General features: G+C 46.6%; 19 protein-coding genes and 1 pseudogene. 6 read left to right on the top strand and 14 right to left on the bottom strand.

Features of this window, described 5'->3' with window-relative positions:
- Positions 1-133 precede the first annotated feature (133 nt).
- Complete coding sequence (locus tag Q0117_RS02025; protein ID WP_297921825.1) at positions 134-577, bottom strand: DUF805 domain-containing protein; 444 nt, start codon at positions 575-577, stop codon at positions 134-136.
- 53 nt (positions 578-630) lie between these two features.
- Positions 631-2,109 carry an NINE protein gene (locus tag Q0117_RS02030; RefSeq protein ID WP_297921828.1) on the bottom strand — a complete coding sequence of 493 codons (1,479 nt, stop codon included), beginning with the start codon at positions 2,107-2,109 and terminating at the stop codon, positions 631-633.
- Positions 2,110-2,198: 89 nt separating this feature from the next.
- On the opposite strand from Q0117_RS02030, the gene tpx reads away from it, so the two are divergent.
- On the top strand, positions 2,199-2,723 hold the full coding sequence (tpx, locus tag Q0117_RS02035) for a thiol peroxidase (protein WP_297921832.1): 525 nt from the start codon (positions 2,199-2,201) through the stop codon (positions 2,721-2,723).
- A 276-nt stretch (positions 2,724-2,999) separates the two neighbouring features.
- On the opposite strand, the gene Q0117_RS02040 is transcribed toward tpx, so the two are convergent.
- From Q0117_RS02040 to Q0117_RS02050, 3 genes are all read right to left on the bottom strand, one after another.
- Positions 3,000-3,716, bottom strand: a complete 717-nt coding sequence (locus Q0117_RS02040) for a hypothetical protein (RefSeq protein WP_297921835.1) — start codon at positions 3,714-3,716, stop codon at positions 3,000-3,002.
- Positions 3,717-4,024: 308 nt separating this feature from the next.
- Entirely contained in the window at positions 4,025-6,472 is a 2,448-nt protein-coding gene (locus Q0117_RS02045) for a molybdopterin-dependent oxidoreductase (protein ID WP_297921838.1), read from the bottom strand.
- Between the two features lie 13 nt (positions 6,473-6,485).
- Complete coding sequence (locus Q0117_RS02050; RefSeq protein ID WP_297921841.1) at positions 6,486-7,052, bottom strand: hypothetical protein; 567 nt, start codon at positions 7,050-7,052, stop codon at positions 6,486-6,488.
- Between the two features lie 127 nt (positions 7,053-7,179).
- Here Q0117_RS02050 and Q0117_RS02055 point away from each other — a divergent pair, with 127 nt between their 5' ends.
- A complete protein-coding gene (locus Q0117_RS02055) occupies positions 7,180-7,761 on the top strand; it encodes a Crp/Fnr family transcriptional regulator (RefSeq protein ID WP_297921844.1) in 582 nt (193 codons plus the stop codon).
- A gap of 145 nt (positions 7,762-7,906) precedes the next feature.
- Here the strand turns inward: Q0117_RS02055 and Q0117_RS02060 are convergent, their stop codons facing one another.
- A complete protein-coding gene (locus Q0117_RS02060) occupies positions 7,907-8,314 on the bottom strand; it encodes a DUF805 domain-containing protein (RefSeq protein WP_297921847.1) in 408 nt (135 codons plus the stop codon).
- Positions 8,315-8,618: 304 nt separating this feature from the next.
- Between Q0117_RS02060 and Q0117_RS02065 the strand changes: the two genes are divergently transcribed.
- The 3 genes and pseudogenes from Q0117_RS02065 (at position 8,619) to Q0117_RS02075 (ending at position 12,360) form a co-directional block, all read left to right on the top strand.
- Complete coding sequence (locus Q0117_RS02065; RefSeq protein WP_297921850.1) at positions 8,619-9,218, top strand: disulfide bond formation protein B; 600 nt, start codon at positions 8,619-8,621, stop codon at positions 9,216-9,218.
- A 20-nt stretch (positions 9,219-9,238) separates the two neighbouring features.
- Positions 9,239-9,847 carry a cytochrome C gene (locus Q0117_RS02070; protein ID WP_297921855.1) on the top strand — a complete coding sequence of 203 codons (609 nt, stop codon included), beginning with the start codon at positions 9,239-9,241 and terminating at the stop codon, positions 9,845-9,847.
- A pseudogene (locus Q0117_RS02075) lies at positions 9,844-12,360 on the top strand (molybdopterin guanine dinucleotide-containing S/N-oxide reductase). The gene Q0117_RS02070 and the pseudogene Q0117_RS02075 overlap by 4 nt, the downstream one beginning before the upstream one ends.
- Positions 12,361-13,011: 651 nt before the next feature.
- Here the strand turns inward: Q0117_RS02075 and Q0117_RS02080 are convergent.
- From Q0117_RS02080 to Q0117_RS02100, 5 genes are all read right to left on the bottom strand, one after another.
- Positions 13,012-13,275: a Txe/YoeB family addiction module toxin gene (locus Q0117_RS02080; RefSeq protein ID WP_291938836.1), complete on the bottom strand. Its 264-nt coding sequence runs from the start codon at positions 13,273-13,275 to the stop codon at positions 13,012-13,014.
- On the bottom strand, positions 13,272-13,535 hold the full coding sequence (locus Q0117_RS02085; protein WP_295152683.1) for a type II toxin-antitoxin system RelB/DinJ family antitoxin: 264 nt from the start codon (positions 13,533-13,535) through the stop codon (positions 13,272-13,274). The genes Q0117_RS02080 and Q0117_RS02085 overlap by 4 nt, the downstream gene beginning before the upstream one ends.
- A 124-nt stretch (positions 13,536-13,659) precedes the next feature.
- Positions 13,660-14,973, bottom strand: a complete 1,314-nt coding sequence (locus Q0117_RS02090) for a sodium-dependent transporter (RefSeq protein WP_297921858.1) — start codon at positions 14,971-14,973, stop codon at positions 13,660-13,662.
- A gap of 643 nt (positions 14,974-15,616) precedes the next feature.
- Positions 15,617-16,930, bottom strand: coding sequence for a hemolysin family protein (locus Q0117_RS02095; protein ID WP_297921872.1), 1,314 nt, complete (start codon positions 16,928-16,930; stop codon positions 15,617-15,619).
- Positions 16,931-17,613: 683 nt separating this feature from the next.
- Positions 17,614-18,423 (bottom strand): M48 family metallopeptidase, encoded by an 810-nt coding sequence (locus tag Q0117_RS02100; RefSeq protein WP_005873024.1) that lies wholly within the window; start codon positions 18,421-18,423, stop codon positions 17,614-17,616.
- Positions 18,424-19,087: 664 nt separating this feature from the next.
- Here Q0117_RS02100 and Q0117_RS02105 point away from each other — a divergent pair.
- The gene (locus Q0117_RS02105) at positions 19,088-19,216 is read left to right on the top strand and encodes a hypothetical protein (protein WP_297921861.1); all 129 of its coding nucleotides are present in this window, start codon (positions 19,088-19,090) and stop codon (positions 19,214-19,216) included.
- 316 nt (positions 19,217-19,532) lie between these two features.
- On the opposite strand, the gene Q0117_RS02110 is transcribed toward Q0117_RS02105, so the two are convergent.
- Genes Q0117_RS02110 through moaC form a run of 3 tightly spaced genes read right to left on the bottom strand, consistent with a single transcriptional unit; the run spans position 19,533 to position 21,512 of the window.
- Positions 19,533-20,792 (bottom strand): hypothetical protein, encoded by a 1,260-nt coding sequence (locus tag Q0117_RS02110; protein WP_297921864.1) that lies wholly within the window; start codon positions 20,790-20,792, stop codon positions 19,533-19,535.
- 11 nt (positions 20,793-20,803) lie between these two features.
- On the bottom strand, positions 20,804-21,064 hold the full coding sequence (locus tag Q0117_RS02115) for a DUF493 domain-containing protein (RefSeq protein WP_297921867.1): 261 nt from the start codon (positions 21,062-21,064) through the stop codon (positions 20,804-20,806).
- Positions 21,042-21,512, bottom strand: a complete 471-nt coding sequence (moaC, locus tag Q0117_RS02120; protein ID WP_297921869.1) for a cyclic pyranopterin monophosphate synthase MoaC — start codon at positions 21,510-21,512, stop codon at positions 21,042-21,044. The genes Q0117_RS02115 and moaC overlap by 23 nt, the downstream gene beginning before the upstream one ends.
- Between the last annotated feature and the right edge of the window lie 731 nt (positions 21,513-22,243).

Consider the following 22,243-nt stretch of genomic DNA (forward strand, 5'->3'; position numbering starts at 1 on the left):
ATTTGAAAAGCTTATCCTAAGAAAAATTTAGCGCTACAAAGTGCTTATGCATAGAATTTTAAGTGATAATACAAAGAATTTTATCTGCACGGAATTTTAGAATTCTAAAATTCCGCAAAGCTTTAGAGCTTTATCATAGCGGATCGTATCCGAAGCGATTGGATCCGCTATCGCCGCGCTGTACGAAAAACACAAGCAGCACTATCCAACCCACAAATGACACCAAAAGTCCGATATCGCCGAAAAAAGCACCCACGATCGGCGTTAAAATAAGCAGAAAAAACCAGCCGCTTCTATCGGTGTCATGTAGTCGCCTGACCGATACGGCAATGGCTGGCACGAGCATAGCTAGCTGAAAAAGCGCATCTATAATGCCGATTTCTTGATGAACGATCCTGCCGGCTATTATTTGATTATATCCTATCGTAGTGCCTAAAACACCATCTATCAAACTCAAAACAATCCCGCCAAGCACGGTAAATAGAAAAAACCACCAGTACTCCGACCTTGATGCTCGCCCGCTAAATGCGGCGTATTTTTGCTTTACGCAAGTTTGCACAGACTCCATAAAAGTCATTTTAAACTCCTTTTTTAAAATAATATAAGATTATACTAATCGCCCTTAAATACCTAAAACTCCCGCCTATTCATCTGCCTTACGTGATACGCCAGATTCTCTAGATTGTAGCCACCTTTTGAAGCGGTAACCTCCCTAGTGCCATAAACCGCCGAAACATTTAAAACTACCGAAGCTAACCACCCTATGGCAAATACTAAAGCGAAAAGCTGCGAGTCAAGCGCTATCAAGACTAGAGTTACTATCTCCGTAGCTGCAATAACATAAAACGCTCTTAGATAGTTTTTCTCTCCGCTGCAATCATAAAGCTCTTTACTAACTAGCAGCTGATAGATAAGATATACCGCTGTGCATACGCAATAAATGCTTATCATAAAAACTGATGGATTAAACAATTCAAATCCTACAAATATAGTGCTTACTGCGCTTATAGCCGAGGAAACCCCGACTAGCACGGCGTTTGATAGCAGATCCGTGCTGCGTATAGCGCGCGCTAAAAAATATAGCCCCACAGCTAGGCATATCATAGATATAAGTCCGACGCCCTCCAACGCACCAACTTTATCTACATTCTTGATATATCTGCCTACCGCATTTAACGCCTCAAGCCCAAACGCTATGTAAAGGGTAGTTTTGGCAGTAGATAGATTTTCGCTCTGCTCTTTAGCGTCATCCGTATAAACATACAGGATTGCTCCCACGCCTACGGATACATTTAGCTTTCGCACCATATCAGGCAACCTAAAAAAGTCGCTAATAAGCCAGATTAAAAATAAAACATTGGGCACCGAGAAAATAACCATAAAATGAAAAAAGCCCTGTTCTATATCTTTTAGGTCTGATGCTTGCACGCCCAAATCCGGACGAGATGAGTTTATAAGCGCTAACAGATCGTTACCTTCTATACTCGTCCATATGACAGCAACCACTACTAAAAAAAGCCAGATGAGAAATGGCAGCCCGCCTAAAAGCTGAAAAATCGCGGAGATTATACGCCCAAGATAAAATCTATGCGCACCGAAAGGCCCGAGGAACATATAAAATACGTAGGCTTTATTTAGATCGTAAACCTTAGCTGAGCTTTGCGTAGAGTTAATTCTATCGGAATTTGAGGAAGCTGAATTTTGCCAAGTGGAATTCTGCTCCACAAAATTCTGCGAGTTTGCGGCATTCTCGGTAGAATTCAAACTTTTAGCGTTAGAATCTTGCTCGCCAGAGCCTGTCGCGGCAGAATCTCGCAAAATAGAATTTTCTTCATCCAAGCCTTGAGCTGCAAAAGCTAAATTTTGCTCCGCAGAATTCTGTGGAGTAAAATTTTGCCTTATGGAAGTGGAATTTTGCTCTATAGAATTCTGAGCCGCAGAATTTTGCTCTATAGTATCATCCGCCGCAAGTTCTTCTTGCGCTAAATCTAAATTCTCAGATTGCTCCTGTGGCTTCTCGTCCAAGGGCTTTTTCTCTTCGCCACTTTTACGTCTTATACTGGCTAGCGACGCAGGATTGCTGCTGCTGCCCCAAATATCTTCGCCCATCTGCTCTCCTTGATTTTTAAAGCAATTTTACCTGAAATTTAAGGAATTTTTGTATATTCGCCACTACAAATTCAAAGCAAAGGACAAAAATGTCAACAGTAACATTCCAAGGAAAGCCCGTAGAGTTAAGCGGGCAAGAGATAAATCTAGGTGATCGCGCGCCGCAAGTACGCTTAGTAGCTCAAGATCTAAGCGAAATCGAGATCGCTAGCGGCAAGCACGTGCAAATCATCGTCGCCGTGCCGTCGCTAGATACGCCCGTCTGCGCGACGGAGGCACGTAAGTTCAACGAGCGCGCCGCATCGCTTCCTAACACTGAAGTAATCGTCGTTTCGATGGATTTACCGTTTGCGATGGGGAGGTTTTGCACGACTGAGGGGATCAAAAATCTACGCGTTGCAAGCGATTTCCGCGATAAAGAATTTTGTCGCCGCTACGGCACCCTCATCGCCAGCGGCGCATTAGCAGGTCTTAGTGCCAGAGCAATCTTCGTCATAGATACCGCAGGCGTTGTGGTTTATAAAGAGCTCGTAAGCGACATAGCCTCTGAGCCCGACTACGACGCAGCGCTAGATTTTGCAGAGCTCGTCGCTCGCAACAGCTGCTCTAACTGAGCAAGATAATAGATCCAAGGTTTGGATAATTTTCGCCTCGCTTTAGTTCACTACTTTAAGCAAATTCGCCCTACTGCAAGTAAAAAACGAAGTAGGGCGCTTAAAATCCACTTCAATTTTACATTTTGATTTTACGCTTTAATTTTCGCTCCAGCGTACGCAAAGCTATTAACGCACTGCGATAGCAAGCGAACGAGCACGAAATTTAATAGGATCGCCTGCTGCTAAATTTTAAATTTAGCAGCAGCGGGAGTTGAAAATTTAAAATTTGCCCGCTTAACTACTCCACGCGATAAACTCGCTAAAAGAGATCTCCCGCGCGTAAAATTTAACTCCGAGCGAGGCGAGTTTGTCCTGCAGCGGTAGCACCGATTCCCCTATGCCGCTAAATACGCAAAGCGGCAAATTTTGTGTTCTCTCTTTGGTCGCTGCAAAGCTCTCGTCCTCAAAAATTTTCTTTAAAAACACGAGCGTTTTTACCTTGTCCGCGCCCACATCCTCGATGAAAACGCTGAAATATTTATATCCCGGCTCCTCGCGCGCTTCATCTTCCTGCGCGTAGTCGTCCGCCAGCTCTCGGTAAAATTCGTTGTTTAAATCAGCAAGCGGCGCGATCGCTTCAAGCGAGCAAGGCGCCTCAAACGCGGCAAGTGCGGTTAAAATTTCTTCAAATTTAACGATGTCGTCCGCGACCTTTATCGGCTCCCACGAGCCCGCGCCGTGATAGGCAAAATACACCGGCGAGGCGTCCCCGAGGGCAAAATCCACGAAAAACGGATCGTCCATGCCGTTACGCGCGATGACCCGCCAGCTCTTGCGCCACTGTCCTGGTGCGTCGTCTGCTAGCTCCTCGCCAGTTTTGCGGCCAACGAGTCTATATCCTTCCTGAAAACTCTCAAACTCGCCCTCATCGGGATAGAGAAACGGCAGCAAAATGGACTCTGAAACTATGCGTTTGCGGATAAAATTTTGGATCAAATTCGAGATTTGCACGGCGCGACCTTTGGGTTAAATTTGAGCGAATTTTAGCAGAGTTTTTAATCCGCGCAAAATTTACGTTTGAATTTGACGAATATGAAAGAAAGTAAATTTACGCTCAAAGTTTGATGAATTAAATTTGAGCACAAAAAGGCAAGCCAAGATTTGCAAGACGAGACGACGCGCCGCCAGAAAAACGTAAGCGGAAGTATTTTAAGATGGATTTGAATGTTGCGACGAAAATTTCGTCCCAAGACTAGGCAATTAGCCTGTCGCAGGGCGAAATTTTCTAGCTCATTCAAAGACGCTTAAAAGACGACGCGCTACAAAGATTGTAGGATTTTAGGTTTACCAAATGCCGTAATCGGCTTAATCTCTCCCTTAAATTTCTCAATCTGCGCTAGCACGGTGTGAGCCGAGTTGCTCTGCGCGAGACTTGACGTGCCCTTATCAAACGTAAGCACGTTTACGCAGCCGTGCTGGCAGAGGCTCTTCTCGCCCCAAACCTCGGGGTCATACCACGCGCCCTCGCAGATCGCTGCGACGCGCTCGGGCACGATGTCGGTGACGAGCACGCCCGCTAGAATTTCGCCGCGATCGTTGAAAACGCGCACGATGTCGCCATTTGCAAGCCCGCGTGCTTCGGCGTCTTTTGGATTGATAAGCACCGGCTCTCTGCCGCTAACCTCGGCAAAATTTCTGATGATCGAGTTGTTTAGCTGGCTGTGCAGGCGGTAGCGAGAGTGCGGGCTTACGACGTGGATCGGGTACTTCGCCGTCTTTTTCGCATCTCCCAGCCACTCCTTAGGCTCGATCCAAGTAGGCATCGGCGGGCAGTCGGCATAGCCCATCTTAGCGATTACGGGCGAGTAAAGCTCGATCTTACCCGACGGCGTGCCGAGGCGGTTTTTGGCGGGATTTTCGCGGAATGCCACAAGGCGCGTGTATAGCGCGCTGGTCTCGTCGTCCTTTTCAAAGCGCACGAAGCCTTTGTCGTAAAATTCCTCAAAGCTAGGCATCGTTATATTTAGGCCTTTGGCTTGCTCTACGGCATCTGCGTAGAATTCCTTCATCCAGCCTAGCTCGTCCTTGCCCTCGCTAAAGACCTCGCCGTATCCCCAGCGCTTGCAGATCTGCTCGCAGATCCAAAAGTCGCTCTTGCTCTCGCCCATCGGCTCGATTGCAGGTCTGTAAGCGACTATATATTCGCCCGTAGCGCCCGTTTGGTTGATGTCGTTGCGCTCGACCTCGATCGCGACGGGAAGCACGATGTCGCTAAGCTTCGCCGTACTCGTCCAGTAAGGCTCGGCGGTGATGACGGTGTCAAATTTACGCCATTGCCTCACAATATTATTCACGTCCTGATGGCGCGTAAACATCGATCCGCACGCCATATACGCGACTCTCATATGCGGCAGTTTGATCTTGGTGCCGTCATAATCGATCTGCTTGCCCGGATGCTCCAGCGCCTCTATGCTGCGAGAGGACGGGATGGTGATATTTTTCGCGCTTTTCCAAGGCGCAGAGCCCGTATTTTCGTATTTTTCATCTATGCGCGTGCTAAGTCCCTTTAAAATAGGAGCCACCTTGTTCGTAGCGCCCGCAGAGCCGTAGCCCAAGCTAAATTCAAAGCCGAGCCCCTCCTTGCCGATATATCCCAGCATCGCATTAAGCGCCACTAGCGCCCAGAAAGGCTGCTCGCCGTGATCTGCGCGCTGCAAACCGCGACCGATCAGGATCGTGCTCGGCTCCTTTGCAAGCGCCGTAGCAAATTTCGCAATAGCCTCCTCGCTAAGTCCGCAAATTTTGCTCGCCCAAGCTGCATCCTTTACGATTTTATCGCTCTCGCCTAGAAAATACGCTTTAAATTTATTAAACCCGACGGTGTATTTTTTGATAAATTCCTCATCGTAGAGCTTATTCGTAAACAGATAATGGCACATACCGATGATGAGTGCGGTATCGGTGTTTGGGCGCACGATTATATCTTCGCTGCCGAAGTAACGCGCGGTGTCGTTTCTCATCACGTTTACGCTGTAGGTTTTGATGCCAGATTTTTTAAGCTCTTGCATGCCGATATAGCCGTCGTGCGTAGGCGGAACGGATGAAATTTGATTGGTTACCGCAGGATCAGTCGCCCAAAATACGACGTTTTTGGCGTTTTTGACGATCGCTTTCCACGTAGTAGGCGCATCATAAACGGCGCTTGAGCCCAGCACGTGAGGCATGATGACGAGCCCCGCGCCGGTGGAGTAATCGCCGCTTTCCTCTACGTAGCCGCCTAAAATTTTAAGCATTCGGTGCGCTACGGTGCGCCCCCAGCCGATCTTACCGCTGCCGCCCCACCAGTAGCACTCGCCGTAGATCGCCTCGGCGCCGTATTTGTCGAAATTTTCTTTCAAAGCCTTCGCCGCTAGATCAAGAGCTACGTCCCAGCTAACGCGCACGAACTCCTCTTTGCCGCGCAGTTCGCTCTTTGCCGTGCCTTTAGCCTTCAGATAGCTTTTACGCACCATCGGATAGAGCACGCGGTTTTCATTTTGGATATTATCGGGCAAGCTGTAATTCATCGTATTTGGAAATTTATCGCCTTCAAAATCGCTTACCGAAACGATCTGCGACGAGTTTAAATTTAGCCAAAAAGGGCCGAATCTATTCGCGCCGAATACCTTTTTGTTATCAAAAATCGTCTGCGTTACTCCCTCAATCCTGCTAGCGCTTGCTGCGCTTGCGCCTAAAATCCCTGCCTTTAAAAAGTCTCGCCTTTTCATCTGATCTCCTTTGTCATTCAGGTTTTTTTGCGTTGTGTTGTAGGTATTTTATGATCAAATTTAGCTCGTCGCCCTCGAGCGCTACGTAGTTTGCGTTGATCATCTCTTGCAGATTCGCAGGCCATTGATTTGCCGTGAAGCTATTCGGCTCGTGAAGCCTATGACACGCAGAGCAGATCTGCTCGTAGTTTGTCTTTGCCTCCGCATAAAGCGCCTTAGCGTCCTTGGCTACGGCATCCGAACTGATCTCGTAAATCCCCTCGGCCTCATACCAGATCTCGCCGTAATCGTCCTCGAGCTTTTTGCCCTTTTTAAAATTTGCTTCGGCTTCATTCGTAAAAATCGCGTAAATTTCAGCTTCTTTCATATTTTTTTGTATTTGAAGCTGATAGTTTTCGCTCACGACGCCTTTAATTTTAATCTTGGTAACGCCGCCATCGCTGGATATCACCTCGATCGGCGTTAAAATTTCAGCCTCGCCGATTGCTTTGCCGTCTTGCGAGATCGTAACGGTTTTGGAGATCACCTCGCCGCCAAAAAGCGAACACGCACAGATAAATGAGATAAAAATTTTCCTCATAAAGTATCCTTTCTGGGTTGTCTTTAACGCGAATTATAAATCAAAGATAAATTTAAATTTGTCGCGATTGCGACGAATTTATCCTTTTTATGTAAAATTTACGTGAAATTTTATGCAAAGAGCTGCTATGATAGATAGACTAAATAACGATTACAGCGAGAAATTCGACTTTTTAAGCAGGGAGCGGATTGCTAAATTTAGGCACGAAAGCTACGCTCGCGGCGACGTGATCTACGCGCAAAAGTTTAAATTTATCATTCTGCTGCGCGGCAGGGCGAAGCTAAACTGCTACGAAAACGGCAAGGAATTTATCTTTAGCTTCGTAAAAAGCGGCGCCTACGTCTGCTTGGATAAAAACACGAGCCTTGAAATTTTAAGCGACTGCGAGACGCTGCAGATCAATATCTCGGAGCTTTTCGAGTTGCTAGGAGATGAGTTTGCAAGCTCGATCATAAACGCGCTTATTAAAAACCTCCACTCGCAGCGGATTTTAATAAAAGAGATCGTCTTTGCGAAAATCCGGACGCGGATTTTAAATTTTTTAAATCGCATCGCAAACGCCGATAAGATTGCGGAGCTTCCCTTTAATATAATGACGCTGGCAAGCCTACTCGGCGCGCCTCGCCAAAACGTCTCCTCAGCGATTACGAAGCTCGTAAACGACAAAAAGATCGTGAAATTAAAGGGCAATAGGATTAAAATTTTATAGTCTGAATCTGCGCAGGGGATCTAAATTTAGACGAAAAGGATTATTTTAAGCGGAACCGCCTCATAAGACAAAGGGCTAAAACCAAAATGGGATTAGCCCTAAATTTAGCTTATTTGCAAAGCTTATGTGTGCTACAAAGCTACGTTTAAAAAATCGAGCCTCTGCTTGCGGGTCGCAACGGATCGTCTCCAAAGCGGTTGCCTCCGTTAGTGCCTTGCTGGATAAAAAATACGAGCAATACTACCGGGCCTATTATCGGGACAAAAATTAACAGATAAAACCAGCCGCTTCTATCGGTATCGTGCAGACGCCTTACCGCTACGGCAATAGAAGGTAAAAGTATTGCCAATAAAAAGATTGAGTTAATGAAACCGATCATTCTACCGGAACTCGTAACGGCATAGGTGCCTAAAAAGCCATCCAATACTAACGTTATAATTCCTAAAAGTGCCGCAAATAATGCAAACCACCAGTACTCTGAACGTGGTGCACGCCCCTCAAAGTTGCAATAATTCTCTTTGAGACAAGTGCGAACAGACTCCATAAAAGTCATCTCAAACTCCTTTTTAAAAATAAGATAAATTATATAACAATGGCACTTAAATTTGTCCTTTATATTGATTAAATTTTATAAAATCTACTATTTTAATTTCATATCTCAAAAACTTTCCGCCACCACGCAAAGAGCGTTAATTTTTAAAATTGAAATTTTATACGTTAAGTTTAAAGCTTATAAAACTCCGATATTTAGGGCAATACAGACTCGAATTTTTATCTTTTATTGCTATAATTCCCTCATAAATTTAAATCTTAAGATTAAAAAGTATTCTTAAGAATTTTATAAGACGGAGGAGATCTTGAATAGATTGATTTTAAAGATTTACGCGTGGCAAAATACTGCCACGCCGTGGTTTTGGCTCTTTGTGATAAGCGCAGGGTATATTGCGGTATCGTATTTTTTCTTTCAACGCTACCTTTTTATGTCGCCTACGCAGGCGAGCGCCCTCGTGCGTCTGGGCTTTGCCGTAGCGGGCGTGGGCGCGCTCATCGGCTTGCTGCTGCCGTTTGGCTTCATAGCAAGGCTCATTGCTTACCTGCTCGGCTTTGCAGGCGCGATATACGGCTATTTACAAAGCTCTGCGCCGCACCCCGCCGCAGATACCGCAAATTGCCTCGCAGCACCCGCATTTCCTTTTGCGGCGCCGCTTGATAGCCTGCTACCGGAGCTATTTCGCCCCGCAAGCTGCACGGGCACTCCGTCCTTCCCCGCAGGCACCGCGCTTAGCGAAGTGCAGAGCTTTTTCGGCGGATTTTACGGCGAGGGGTTCTATCTGGTGCCGAGCATTAAATTTGCAGACGCGGCGCAGTGCGCACAGGTAGTGTTTGCGGCATTCGCGGCTATTTTGGCCGTGATATTTGCGGGCTTTTTATACGGCAGATTTACGAGAAGTTTTTAAAATTTTAAGAAAGGATAAGCATGAAGTTTTTAAATTCTATTGCGGCTGCGGCGGCTCTTGCGGCTGTGATCGCAAGCTGTGCAAACGCCGAGGTTAAGGCGGGCGAGACGCTTTATGGCACGGTGCTAAAGCAGGTAAGCGTAAGCGGCGATTTGTCGCACAAGGACGGCAGGCTGCTGCCCACAAACGCCATAGAGGTTTTGGAGGTCAAGGACGGAGCGGTGAAATTTTCGATCATCGGCTATCAAAATCCAAAGGCGCCCAACGTTATTTATTTCACGCCTAAAGCGCGCATAATCGCGGTGGCGTTTTCGAAGCAGGCTAAATTTCAAAGCGAGAGTTTGGGCGAAGAGGACGGCTTTAATAAAGTTAAAATAACCGCCTACACCGACGAGGGCGCGCTAAGCGGCGACGTGGATAAAATTTTCGCTGGCGCTAAAGAGAAATTCGAAGCCTCGTGTAGCGTCTGTCACGCTCTGCACCAGCCGGCCGACTACGAAGCGAACAGATGGCCGGGCTACATAAAATCGATGCTTTCGCGTACGCCTATTAGCAAAGACGAGAGCTGGACGGTGGTACAGTATCTGCAAAAGCACTCCAAGGACGTAAATTTAAAGGATATGAAATGAAAAGACGAAATTTTTTAAAGCTCGGCGTGGCGGTCTCGGCGCTTCCGCTCATCCCAAGCTCGATGCTCGCGGCAGATAAACTCACCGCGCTTAAGAAAAACGGCGAAATTTTAACTGCGGCGCGATGGGGAATTTTAAAAGCGAGCGTTAAAAACGGCAAGATCGTAAAATCCGCGCCGTGGAAGATCACCTCTAAAATTCCAAATACTCTTCAAAATACGATGGCGGATCTCGTTTATAACACGCGTATCAAAGCGCCGATGGTGCGAAAATCATATCTCGCCGACCCAGATAATCCAAAGCCCGAGCTTCGAGGGCTTGACGAATGGGTCGAGGTAAAATATGAAGACGCGATCAAGCTCGTCGCGCGCGAGCTTAAAAAGACGCGCGAGCAAAAGGGCGCAAGCTCGGTGTTTGCGGGCAGCTACGGCTGGCAGAGCACGGGTAACGTGCATGTCTCAAGGACGCTGCTTCATAGATTTATGAATTTAACCGGCGGCTTTACGGGCGTCACGGGCGATTACTCTACGGGCGCGGCGCAGGTCATCATGCCGCACGTAACGGGCTCAAATCAGGTTTATGAGCAGCAAACATCGTGGCCGGTGGTGCTTGAAAACTCCAAAGTAGTGGTCTTTTGGGGGCTCAATCCGATCTCTACGCTTCGAGTAGCGTGGACGAGCTCGGACGAGCAGGGATTTAAGTATTTCGAGCAGTTAAAAAACAGCGACAAAGAGATCATCATCATCGATCCGATCAAAACCGTGAGCGGCAAGTATTTCGAGGGCAAGGCGCGATGGATCACCCCTCGCCCGAACACCGACGTGGCGATGATGCTGGGTATGGCGCAGCACCTCTACTCGCAGGGCAAGTACGATAAGGAATTTTTACAAAACTATACCGTGGGCTTTGAAAAATTCGTGCCGTACCTCACGGGGCAGAGCGACGGCGTGGCTAAGACGCCCGAGTGGGCTAGCGAAATTTGCGGCATTAGTGCGGACGTGATAAAAGAGCTTGCAGTAAAATTTTACGAAAATCGCACGATGATAATGGCGGGTTGGGGTATCCAGCGCGCTCATCACGGCGAGCAGGCGCACTGGATGATCGTAACTCTATGCGCGATGCTAGGGCAGATAGGACTTGCCGGAGGCGGCTTCGGCTTTAGCTACCACTACGCTAACGGCGGTGCGCCTACCTGCGCGGGCGGCGTGATCGGCGGAATGAACGCCGCAAGCGTCGGCGTCGTTAAGGACGGCAAATTCCTAGGGCTTGCGCAGGATCAGAAGCAAGGCGGCGAAGCTACTCAAGCGTGGCTGGTAAATACGGCGAAGGTCGCCTTTCCTCTAGCTCGCATCGCGGACGCGCTGCTAAATCCGGGCAAGACGATCGACGCGAATGGCGCAAAGATCACTTATCCGAAGATCGATTTTATCTACTGGGTCGGCGGAAATCCGATCGTGCATCATCAAGATACTAACACCAACATCAAGGCTTGGCGCAAGCCGCGCACCATCGTAGTGAATGAAATTTACTGGACGCCGACTGCGAAGATGGCGGACATCGTGTTCCCGACCACGACGGAGTATGAGCGCAACGACATCACGATGAGCGGAGACTACTCCAATATGCATATCATCCCGATGAAGCAGGTCGTCGCCAAGCAGCACGGCGCAAAGGACGATTATCAAATTTTTACCGACCTTTGCAAGGCTTACGCGGACGGGCTTGCCGAGGTTTATACGGACGGCGGCAAAACGGAGATGGACTGGATCAAAGAATTTTACGAAGGGGCGGCGAGCGCCGTAAATGCAAACACCGCTTTAGGCATTCAGATGCCGAGCTTTGAGCAGTGGTGGGAAAAAAACGAGCCGACGGAATTTTATGAGACGCCTGAAAGTGCCTCCTACGTGACGTTTGAGGATTTTAGAAACGATCCCGTTTTGGAGGCTTTGGGAACGCCTAGCGGGCTAATTGAAATTTACTCCGATACGATAGAGGCGATGAATTACAAAGACTGCGGCGCGCATCCGATGTGGTTCGAGCCCGTCGAGTGGCTCGGGATGAAGGAAAAGCCCGCGAAATTTCATCTGCTTAGCCTGCATCCGTATGACCGCTTGCATTCGCAGCAGAGCAATACCTCAAATCGCAAGAGATACGCCGTCGCAGATCGTGAGCCGGTGCTGATCAATACCGAGGACGCTAAGGAGCTCGGCATCAAGCAGGGCGATCTGGTGCGCGTGTTTAACGCTCGCGGCGAAATTTTGGCGGGAGCCAACGTAAGCGGCGACATAATGCGCGGCGTGGTGCAGATATTCGAAGGCGCGTAGTACGATCCTAACGCCGAGGGGCTTTGCAAAAACGGAAATCCGAACGTGCTTACGATCGATCTGCCTACGAGTGAGCTTGCCAACGGCAACATCGCGCACACGGCGTTAGTAAATATCGAGCTTTATAAACACAAGGCGGGCGAGGATATCAAACTAACCGCATTTATGCCGCCAAAAGGGGCGAAGTAAGGATCAGGAGCGGTTCGGGCTTTAGAGCGGCTTTTTATGCCCCGAACCACACCCGCTTTGGATTTGCTGCGACAGCGGGCTGAGTGAATTTTACCCGCCATAGCTTTGTGAATGCGGCAAGCCAGAGGAGCGGCGAGCGGTATTCGTCTCGCTGCCCCACTCCGCCCTATTTGCTCGTGAAATTCTCGCTAAATTTAAGAACTTGCCGTTTGGGCTAGAATTTCAATCCAAACTAAAAAACCGCCTAAGCTTCCATTTAAAATTTTTCTTCGGAATTTGCGTATCGTTAAAACCGTAGCTGTAAATTTCATTTTTATCGGTGAAATAGCCGCTGTTTTGAGCCTGTGGTATAAAGTCGGTCTGATCTTCTATTTTTACGTTTAGCGCCTTGAAATATTGCAGCAGATCACGATACTCTTTTGCAGATACGGCATTTATTAAAAAGTAATTTCTGTTGTTAAATTTAACGACAAAATTTCTTTTTAACAGCCAAGGTAAAATTTTGAAATTTACTGCTTTAAATCTGCACTGAATTTCAAAATTTTAAGCCATAAAATAAGATAAAATTTTAAAATTCTACGCCTTTTTTGGGTGTGAAAGTTTTTTTGGGACAAATCCTACCGCTTTGATATTGATGCTTTTGTGCGTATTTTACTTATCTCCATAGTGAGTTTTACACTGAGCTATTTCTATGGCGCCATTAGATATTCTAAATACGAGCCGATTTTTTCCATCTATTCTAACACTATAAAGCCCCGATAAATTGCCCTTTAGCGCTTCGGGTTTGCCTATACAATCGTAGCCGTTACGCTCTATATCTAGGATTAACTTATTTATGCGCTTTAGGATATTTTTATCATTTTCCTGCCAATACAGATAATCCTTCCAAGCTTCTTGCGACCAGATTTTTTTCATTGATCCGCTTCTAACAAATCGTGCTCAATCCCGCTATTTTCCTTTAATTCGTCAAAAGAGCGCTTAAGATGAGATAAATTTTCGTGGCTGTAAAAGGGATCTGCTGTCAGCTCGAAAGGAATTTTGCGTTCTTGCAATACTTTTTTAGCAAATATTGTAAAAGCAGTAGTTAAATTTAGCCCCATTTCAGAGCATACTTCCTCCAACCCTTTTTTAAGCTCGGCATCCATTCTAAAATTTACGTTTATAGATCGCGTCATATTGTCTCCTTTTTGACTGCATTATACATTATTTATATGGATAATGCAATGATTTATAAATGTGATTTGCTAAAACTCCATTATGAGAGAATACTATTAATTCTAAATCTAGTAAGATTTTAATTCAAAACGAAATGTGCATACTAAGCGCGATTATGCATAAAAGTAGCGCCAGCGGGACATAGACAAAGCGCCCGATATCATACCAGAGCTTGCCGCGAGCCCTATCTGCGCCCAGATTGATCTCATCTAAAATTTCATTCCGCTTAATCACCCAAAACCACGATATTGCGCCGATTACCGCTCCGATCGGAATGATATAAATCGATACAAAGTCCATCCACGGACCCCATGAGCTTATCGCTTCCATACCAAGGCCCGCACCAAGGCAGATCGCGCACAATAGCGCAAGCGTGAATGCACGGCTTAGCCTTGGAAACTTATGCATTAGCGATTCAGCGACTACTTCGAACATATTTTGAAGCGATGAAATTCCACCAAAAATCACGGCGGTAAATAAAATCACTGCAAAAATTCTACCACCTGCCATATCTTGCAAAATTTTAGGCAGAGTTACAAAAAGTAGCTTAGGCCCCGCCGCAGGATCCATTCCGTAAGCAAATACTGCAGGGATCATCACTAGCGCAGCTACCATAGCGGCTAGCGTGTCAAATAGTGCGGTATTCTTCGCCGCAGATACGACGTCTTCGTCCTTGGATAGATACGCGCCATAGACGATCATCCCTGAGCCCGTAATAGATAGCGAGAAAAATGCCTGTCCCATCGCAGAAATCCAAACCATCGGATCTGCTAGCTTAGTAAAATCGGCGCCGAAAAGAAACGCATATCCGCCTGCAGCGCCTTGCAGTGTCGCAACCCTAACTGCTAAAATTGTAAATAGCACGAAAAATAACGGCATCATAATTTTATTCGTTTTTTCGATGCTTTTGGCGCCGAAAAATAGCGTCAGCAACGTGCCTGCGACGATTATGCAGTGATAAGGCACCACGGAGTAGGGCATCAGGGCAAAAGAGTTGAACCATGTATCGGTATTTTCACTCATTAGCGAGCCGTCTATGGCTTGGACTAGCGCTTTTAGAACGTAGGCGATGATGACGGCATAGCCCACTGCGATACACATCGAACCGGCAAGCGGTAGCCAGCCGATAACCTTACCGATAGCGCCCAGTCCGCGGCTTTTCCACGCGTATTCGTATGAGCCTAGCGTGCCTGTTTTGGCACGGCGACCGATTGCGTATTCGGCGCTTAGGCCTACGTATGAAAACAGCGCTACGAAAAAAACGTAAATTAGCAAAAATGCGCCGCCGCCGTTCGTGCCGAGTTTATAAGGGAAGCCCCAGACATTTGCCATACCTACGGCGGAGCCCACGCAAGCGATGATAAAAGCCCAACGCGATGAGAATTTGTGTTTTGTCATAAAGCCATCCGTGCAAAAAATTTTCGTTATGGTAGCAAAAAGGAATTTAAGATTTATTTATGCGGAATTTTAAGGCGTGCCAACTTGATTACTTAGGAATTTTTAGAATTTAAAATTGCGAAGTTTTAAAGTAAGATTGGTGAAATTTTACGATTAAAATCGATAGAGTTAATTCTGCGATACTACGCGGCAAAATTTTATCTTTAATAATTTTAGAATTTTACGCTTAGACTTTGGCTTTAAAATCCGCTTAGCCCAGGCTTGTAGCAGGGCTTGATATTTAAGTTAGCCGAGAAATTTAGATCAATTGAAATTTTAAAATTCCGCGAAATTTTGAAATTTTTAAAATCTACGATCTCGCAAAATTTGAAAACAGGCTTATCAAGAAATTTTATCTGGCACCGCTCTGGCAGAATTTTCGCGGTAGAATTTCGCCTTTCGTTTGCAGCGCGCTTATAAATAGCACTTTTATGACGCTCTGAAGGGCGGTGGGAATTCCTGCGCTCGCTATTACGGTATCTATGCGGGAGCGGCGAATAAATTTTTGCCATATATGGGGATTGAGAGCGTCGCAAGCGGCAGCGCGCTTGAAATTTCCGGCACGCAGCATCACAGAGCGAATTTTATTAACTCACACTTTGACTTAGTTATTTTTCTCCGCTTCTTCGTTTTCTTGCGGTTGCGCGACTGCTTTTTTGATCGCTTTTACGAGCGAAACTCTTGTGCCATCCATTCGCAGCACTTCGTAGTCACAGTTTTCATCGCTTATTTTATCGCCGATTTCAGGTAGGCTGCCGAAGAGGTTAAAGACGTAGCCGCCGATCGTTAGCTGCTCGGTCTCCTCGTCGAAGTCAATGCCCATCACCTCCTCGACGCCTTCGATCTCGAAGCGGCCTCTAAACTCAAAGGTGTTCTCGTCGATACATTTAAAATTTTGTGCATTCGCGTCGTGCTCGTCGTTGATGTCGCCAAAAATTTCTTCTATTATATCTTCCATCGTCAAAAATCCCGCCGTGCCGCCGTATTCGTCGATGACGAGCGCGGCAAAAATACGCTGCTTATTCATCATAGGCAAAATTTTAGAGATCGGGCTGTTTTCAGGCACGATGATGAGCTTGCGCACGATTTTATCGAAGCTTTTATCTCCCTTTTGCTGGATGATGTCGCGGATGTGGATGAGGCCTAGGACGTTATCTTTGCTGCCGTCGATATACGGAAAGCGCGTAAATTTCGACTGCAAGACGGTTGCATAGTTTTCGTCGTAGCTTTTTTGCTTATTTAGGCAAACTAGATCGCGCCTCGGCGTCATTATCTCTTTAGCGACGGTGTCGCTGAAATCGACGGCGTTTTTGATGATCTCGGTCTCGAGGCTATCGAGTACGCCGCCTTTTAGGCTCTCGCTTGCGATGATTTTGATCTCCTCGTCAGAAAGCGCAAGCTCGCTCTCTTTAGCGGGCTTTACGCCGATGATTTTAAGTGAGACGGCAGCGATGAAGTCAAATGCCTTTATGATTGGAAAAAACATAATCCAAAAAATATGAAGCGGTCTGGAGATAAAAAGCACGATCTTCTCGGTTTTGGCAATAGCGATGGATTTTGGCACTAGCTCGCCAAGTACGACGTGAAATAGCGTAACGAGCGTAAAAGATATGACGAAGGCGATCGTATGTGCCGCCGCTCCGCCGCCTATACCGATGGATCTTAGCGGCAGCTCGATCAGTCTCGATACTGCTGGCTCGCCGATCCAGCCGAGGGCGAGCGAACTTATCGTGATGCCTAGCTGTGTGGCGCTGAGGTAGGTGTCTAGGGAGTTTGAAATTTTAAAAGCGAGCTTTGCGTTTGGAATTTTATCCTTGATAAGCTCTTCGAGGCGAGACTTTCTTACTTTGACGATTGAGAATTCCGAAAGCACAAAAAAAGCATTCATAAAGATGAATACAAAAGCTAAAACTAACATTAAAACCGAACTGTCCGTGTCCAAATTTCTTATCCTTTGAAATTTAAAAATAAATATTTATGATTATATCTAAAAACGCTTTAAAATCCAAAAGATATGGAAAATGCCTCGCGCCCGTACGTAGAATTCTGCGAAGTTGAAATTTTTCTCCTTTTATCGCGTAAAATTTCATCTGCCCGCGCGAGACCTGCCGCTGCGCAAAATAGCGCTAAAATTCTGCCACCCGGCCGAATAAATTTTATTTTCATACCGGGCTGCGATTGCAAAATTTCATTTGTATACGGCCGCAGCGAAATTCTATCTGCGCCCGAAGGAGCAAAATTTTACTTCAAATTTCGTCGCGCTTAAAATCGTAAAATTTTGCGCCGTAGAATTCTGTAGCGACGGACGTTCGGCTTTCTATACGACGGAATTTCGCCCGGCGCTTGCGTTTTGAAATGAAATTTTGTCTCGGAGCGGATTATATTTATCGCGCGTATTGGTGGAATTTTGCGGTAATTTAAAATTTCGCGCTGCGGCAGACCTTTGTTGCGGCGAGATTTTATCGCGATAGAGCTTATGCGCGGCGGCGGATAATCCTAGCGCCGCGCGCAAGCCCATTAAGAAATTTAAATGCGACGATAAAACCTGCTACTTAAAAAAACCTCAGCGCGCAAACTCTTGCGAAATTTTAAATCGCAAGACTATCTATTTCTTGTGGCGGCCTCGTAAAGCGGCAAGACTTTCGGCATCACCTCTTTTAGATCGGCGATGCGATCGTCGTTTGAAGGGTGCGTGGACATAAATTTAAGCGGATGGCTCTCATTTAGCTTGTTCATCTTCTCCCAGACGTTTATCGCCGCCCTTGGATCGTATCCTGCGCGCGCCATCAGCTCGACACCCATCAGATCGGCCTCCGTCTCATGCGTGCGCGAAAACGGCAGCGTGAAAGTGTACTGCGCCGCCATGTTCAAAGCCGCTGAGCCCAGATCTCCAAGCCCTGCTGCGGAGCTTGCTACAGCGATACCGACATCTTTCATCTGTTCAGTCGAGGCTCGCTCACGACTGTGTTCGCGCAGTGCGTGCGACATCTCGTGCCCCAAAATAGCAGCCAGCTCGGCATCGGTAAGTTTAAGCTTTTCGATGATGCCCGTATATACGACGATGCGACCGCCAGGCATACACCAAGCATTGATCGTAGGGTCGTTGATTACGTTTACCTGCCAGTTCCATTTTAGTGCGTCTTTGCGGAATGCGCCGACTTGAGCGATTAGGCGCTTCGAGATGCCTCTAACGCGATCAGTTAGCTTTTTATCGGTATTTAGGACGTGCTTGGCGTTTGCTTGGGCGGTAATTTGCTTGTAGGCAAGCGCGGCACTTTGATCCATTTCAGCTTCGCTTACTGTGATGAATTGCGAGCGGTCGATGCCTACGGCGCCGCCTTGCGTGGTACTCGCGCAGCCGGTAAAAATCATCATCGCAGCAAAGGATATTAAAAGAGCTAATTTTTTCATCTTTTCTCCTTGGAATTTTGCGGCGATTTTAGCGAAATTTGATTAAATTTTTAGAATTTTATTTTGGATTGCCGGATTTTGCAGGCGCGATCTATTTGGAATTTGTCGTGAAATTTAAGGACGGCCGTCGCCTTTAAAATAGAATTGGGCTTTGTAATTTAGCGATAAAATTTAGCGGTGATTTCGCAGAATTTTATCGCGGCGTAAACGAGGCATTGCTATGTGAAAGTAGTGGATTTATCCAAATCCAAGTGCGACGTTGTATAAATAAGGCGCCTCTGCGCCCAAATAGAGCGGGAGCGCGGTTTTAAATTTACGCAACGATAAATCCGGTAGAATTTTATTTACACCAGGCGCTCGGCCCGGGCGCAGCAAGATCGGTTTAAAATTTATGCGATTAAATCGTGCGATAAAATGGGTTCGGATGTCGCTATGATTCGAGATGAGTCGCGTTCGTATTTCGTGGCGCATAAATTCTAATTATTAACTTGGCAAAAGGCACTACACCACTGCATCTTGTGCTGCAATGAAATTGCGTTTTATTGGAATTGAAATGATCGCAGAAATGTCAAACGCCATAAGTGCTTTTTCTTAGAATTTATCTCGCGAAATTTCATTTGCGCGTCGGGATAAAATTTCAAACTGCAAGTCGCACTGTATCATTTTGGACGGAATTTTAAAATTTTACGCGTTTAGAATTTTAAAATTCGGCTACGCAAATCTATGCGATGAAATTTTAAGCTTAAAAATCCGCGCCGGCTTTGGAATTTTATATGTGCCGCGTCAGCTATAAAATTTTACACTTAGAATTTTATCGCTGCGGCAAGATTTGGTTGGACCGGGGTCTCGCATCGCCGTAGGATTTTTGGCGGCACGGAATTTTGCAGCGCGCATCTAAATTTAGCTATGCAAAATTCGTAAAATTCTTTATCGGCATGGAATTTTACAGCGCCGTTAGAGCGCATAAAGAATTCTGCGCAGGCCTCGCAAACTCTAACGAAAGCTCCATTATTTGGAGGGTGCGGACTTTAAGGCAAGCGAGTAAATTATGCAACGTAAAGCCGTGGGCGCCATACTTGACGCTAGGATTTCGCGCCCGCGGCGCCCATTTAGTCCTTTTTGGATTTTAGCTTGGCGATCGTTTCTTTTGCGGCCTCGTAAGCCTTAGCGCTCATCTCGCGCGCCCTTTCGCTTACGTTTTTGGCGACCTCGGAACTTTTTAGCTCGGCAAATTTTTGGCTCATCTTCTTTTCAAATTCGCTAAGCTCTTTTTTGATTGCGTCCAGTTTCTCGTCCAGATCGAGGTTTTCGATGATTTTGGCGCTTTTTTGACTCAGCTCTTGAGTGATTTCGCGCGCTTTGGCGCTCGCCTTTTTTGCGCGCTCGCCAAGCTCGATCTCGCCGATTTTGGCGCTTAGCTGCTCGGCAAGATCGCTTGAAATTTTTCTAAATTTAGCCAGGTAGCCGCCGAATTCTTCATCGGCGATCTTGGCGATCTCGCTTTTGGCGGGCTCCTCCGAGCTTGCGACCGCGTCGCTTAGCACGGCGCTAAATAGCTCGCTCATCTGCGAAATTTGAAGCCTTTCGTTCTCTAGGCTCTGCGCGTCGCTTGCTGGCGAGAAACTTAGCTCGTCGCGGTATCTTTCGGCGGCTTTGTTTATGCCGTCGTAGCAGCCTAAAATCGCGCCTCTAATCAGCGCAGAGGCTGTATTTTTGCTCTCGTTTGCGACGAAAATCGCGCGATTTATGATGATTTTTGAAATTTCTTTTGTGCGGAATTTCGTAAATTCTCCGTCGCCGATAGCTGAAAATGCGATATTTTTCGCCGTCTCGTGCGCGGTATCCTCGATGTCGGTGCCGCTTTCGAGCACGCTTATGAAGGCTAGTTCGCTTGCTTCTTTAAGTACGTCCGCAAGCGGTAGTTTGCTCGCGATCGCTCGCTGTAGCGCCGAGCCTATGCGTTCTTTTAGCTCCGCTTCGCTTGCGTTTTGCAGCGCGGTATCCAGATCGTCGTAGCTGCGCAAAACAAGGGTTTTAATCGCCTTTTGTTTACAAGCGATCTTTTTGCGCAGATCGTCGTAGTCGTAGATGAGCTTGTAAAGAGCCTGCTCGTCCTCGTCACACAGCGCCTTTTTAACGCTGTTAAGTAGGGCTTCTGCCGTCTCATCGCTAAGCGTGCCCGCGTCTTTTAACTCGGCTGCGAAGTCTAGGATTAATTGCGTGCTTTTGGCGCTTTTACTCTCGTCGTCAAGCTCACACAAAGCCTTCGTGGCTTCTTGCAAGGCGAGCTCTTGCACATATGAGGCTAGCTCGGCTTGTGGAATTTGTGCGAGATCGGCGCCGAATTTTTTGATTATCGCTTCTTTCATTTCATCTCCTATCACAATACATATTTAAAGTGGGCTTTTAAGCGCTCGAAAATTTCGTTTCGATGCAAGTCGTCTTTAACGAAAACGCTTACGTTGAAGCTCATATATTTGCCGCCGTTTGAAAAGCGCGAAAAGTCTATTTTGTAATTTTCGCCCTTTAAAATTTCATCGATCTGCTCGCGCTTTTGGGTGCTTGCGTCCAGGATAATTTTATATTCCCAAAAGAGCGGATAGTCGATTTTTGGCTTTTCAGCTCCTAGTATACACGCCACTCTTGCCTCCCTCTTTACGCTGCAACACGACATCGGTGATCTGCATCGATTTATCTATCGCTTTTAGCATATCGTAAATCGTCAGCAGCCCCACGCTCACGCCCGTTAGCGCCTCCATCTCGACGCCCGTTTTGCCCGTGATTTTTACAGTTACGAAAAGCTTAAATGCGCACTCGCTCGCAAGCTCCTCAATGTCTGTTTTAATCGAAGTAATCGTAAGCGGATGAGTCATTGGTATTAGTTCGCTCGTCTTTTTAGCGCCCATTATCGCGGCAACGACGGCGGTTTGAAGCACGGGGCCTTTTTTAGCCGTGTTTTGCTTAACGGCGGCAAATGCCTCCGCGCTCATGCGGATGATGCCGCTAGCGGTGGCTACACGCTCGCTATCATCCTTAGCGCCGACATCTACCATGCGCGGCATATTATTTTCGTCGATATGTGTAAGCATAAAATTCCTTGCAGTTTTTGGCGGGATTATAGCAGAATTTCGGACATAAAAAAAGCCCGAGCTTTTAAACTCAGGCTTCATACAAAAAGGAGGTTTTATCTTGTCGGACGAGAACGATTATACTACCTAAACAGTAAATAGAAAGAAAATATATCCTTTTCAGGCGAACTCTTTCGCGTTTAATTTATAGTCGTTTTTAAAATTTTGATGAAATTTGACTGTATGCTTTGACGCGCTGTGCGGGCATTTGAATGGGCGGTAAAACAAAACGGAGTTAAAGAACGACTAAATTTAAAGCGGACGTTAAAGAGCAAAGATAAAATTTAAAGCAGTTTGTGGTTATTTTGGCTCAATATGGACGATCAAAAGAGCGGAGCAGAGTGCTATGTCGCGGCAGCATAAATAAAATGCTACAAAGAAGCGGCTTAAATTAAACGCCGTCTTGCTCTAAATTTAAGCTCGTTTTGTCTAAGTCCAAGGCTTCGCGCGCAATGCAGCGTAAATTTAACCCTTCACGCGAGCGTTAAACGGTGCAGGCACGGATTAAAATAACGCGTGCAAATTTAAGCATAGTCGCGCAAAATCCGACCTGCGTTTGAAATTCAGCCTCGTTTAAATTTTAAACGTTTTTAGCAGGCTGCCTAAATTTAACCCCTTATCTTCGCCGTTTGCGCCTCCTCCTAAAAGATCGCCCAAAAAGCTACTTGCGTCGTTGATATCGATTTTGCCGT

Origin of the sequence: uncultured Campylobacter sp., assembly GCF_937997535.1 — a bacterium.
Taxonomy (GTDB): domain Bacteria; phylum Campylobacterota; class Campylobacteria; order Campylobacterales; family Campylobacteraceae; genus Campylobacter_B.

Excerpts from the sequence above, each read along its gene's own strand:
- Q0117_RS02025 (WP_297921825.1), bottom strand. The coding sequence starts at position 577 with ATGACTTTTATGGAGTCTGTGCAAACTTGCGTAAAGCAAAAATACGCC.
- Q0117_RS02030 (WP_297921828.1), bottom strand. The coding sequence starts at position 2,109 with ATGGGCGAAGATATTTGGGGCAGCAGCAGCAATCCTGCGTCGCTAGCC.
- tpx (WP_297921832.1), top strand. The coding sequence starts at position 2,199 with ATGTCAACAGTAACATTCCAAGGAAAGCCCGTAGAGTTAAGCGGGCAA.
- Q0117_RS02045 (WP_297921838.1), bottom strand. The coding sequence starts at position 6,472 with ATGAAAAGGCGAGACTTTTTAAAGGCAGGGATTTTAGGCGCAAGCGCA.
- Q0117_RS02050 (WP_297921841.1), bottom strand. The coding sequence starts at position 7,052 with ATGAGGAAAATTTTTATCTCATTTATCTGTGCGTGTTCGCTTTTTGGC.
- Q0117_RS02055 (WP_297921844.1), top strand. The coding sequence starts at position 7,180 with ATGATAGATAGACTAAATAACGATTACAGCGAGAAATTCGACTTTTTA.
- Q0117_RS02060 (WP_297921847.1), bottom strand. The coding sequence starts at position 8,314 with ATGACTTTTATGGAGTCTGTTCGCACTTGTCTCAAAGAGAATTATTGC.
- Q0117_RS02070 (WP_297921855.1), top strand. The coding sequence starts at position 9,239 with ATGAAGTTTTTAAATTCTATTGCGGCTGCGGCGGCTCTTGCGGCTGTG.
- Q0117_RS02080 (WP_291938836.1), bottom strand. The coding sequence starts at position 13,275 with ATGAAAAAAATCTGGTCGCAAGAAGCTTGGAAGGATTATCTGTATTGG.
- Q0117_RS02085 (WP_295152683.1), bottom strand. The coding sequence starts at position 13,535 with ATGACGCGATCTATAAACGTAAATTTTAGAATGGATGCCGAGCTTAAA.
- Q0117_RS02090 (WP_297921858.1), bottom strand. The coding sequence starts at position 14,973 with ATGACAAAACACAAATTCTCATCGCGTTGGGCTTTTATCATCGCTTGC.
- Q0117_RS02095 (WP_297921872.1), bottom strand. The coding sequence starts at position 16,930 with ATGTTAGTTTTAGCTTTTGTATTCATCTTTATGAATGCTTTTTTTGTG.
- Q0117_RS02100 (WP_005873024.1), bottom strand. The coding sequence starts at position 18,423 with ATGAAAAAATTAGCTCTTTTAATATCCTTTGCTGCGATGATGATTTTT.
- Q0117_RS02110 (WP_297921864.1), bottom strand. The coding sequence starts at position 20,792 with ATGAAAGAAGCGATAATCAAAAAATTCGGCGCCGATCTCGCACAAATT.
- moaC (WP_297921869.1), bottom strand. The coding sequence starts at position 21,512 with ATGCTTACACATATCGACGAAAATAATATGCCGCGCATGGTAGATGTC.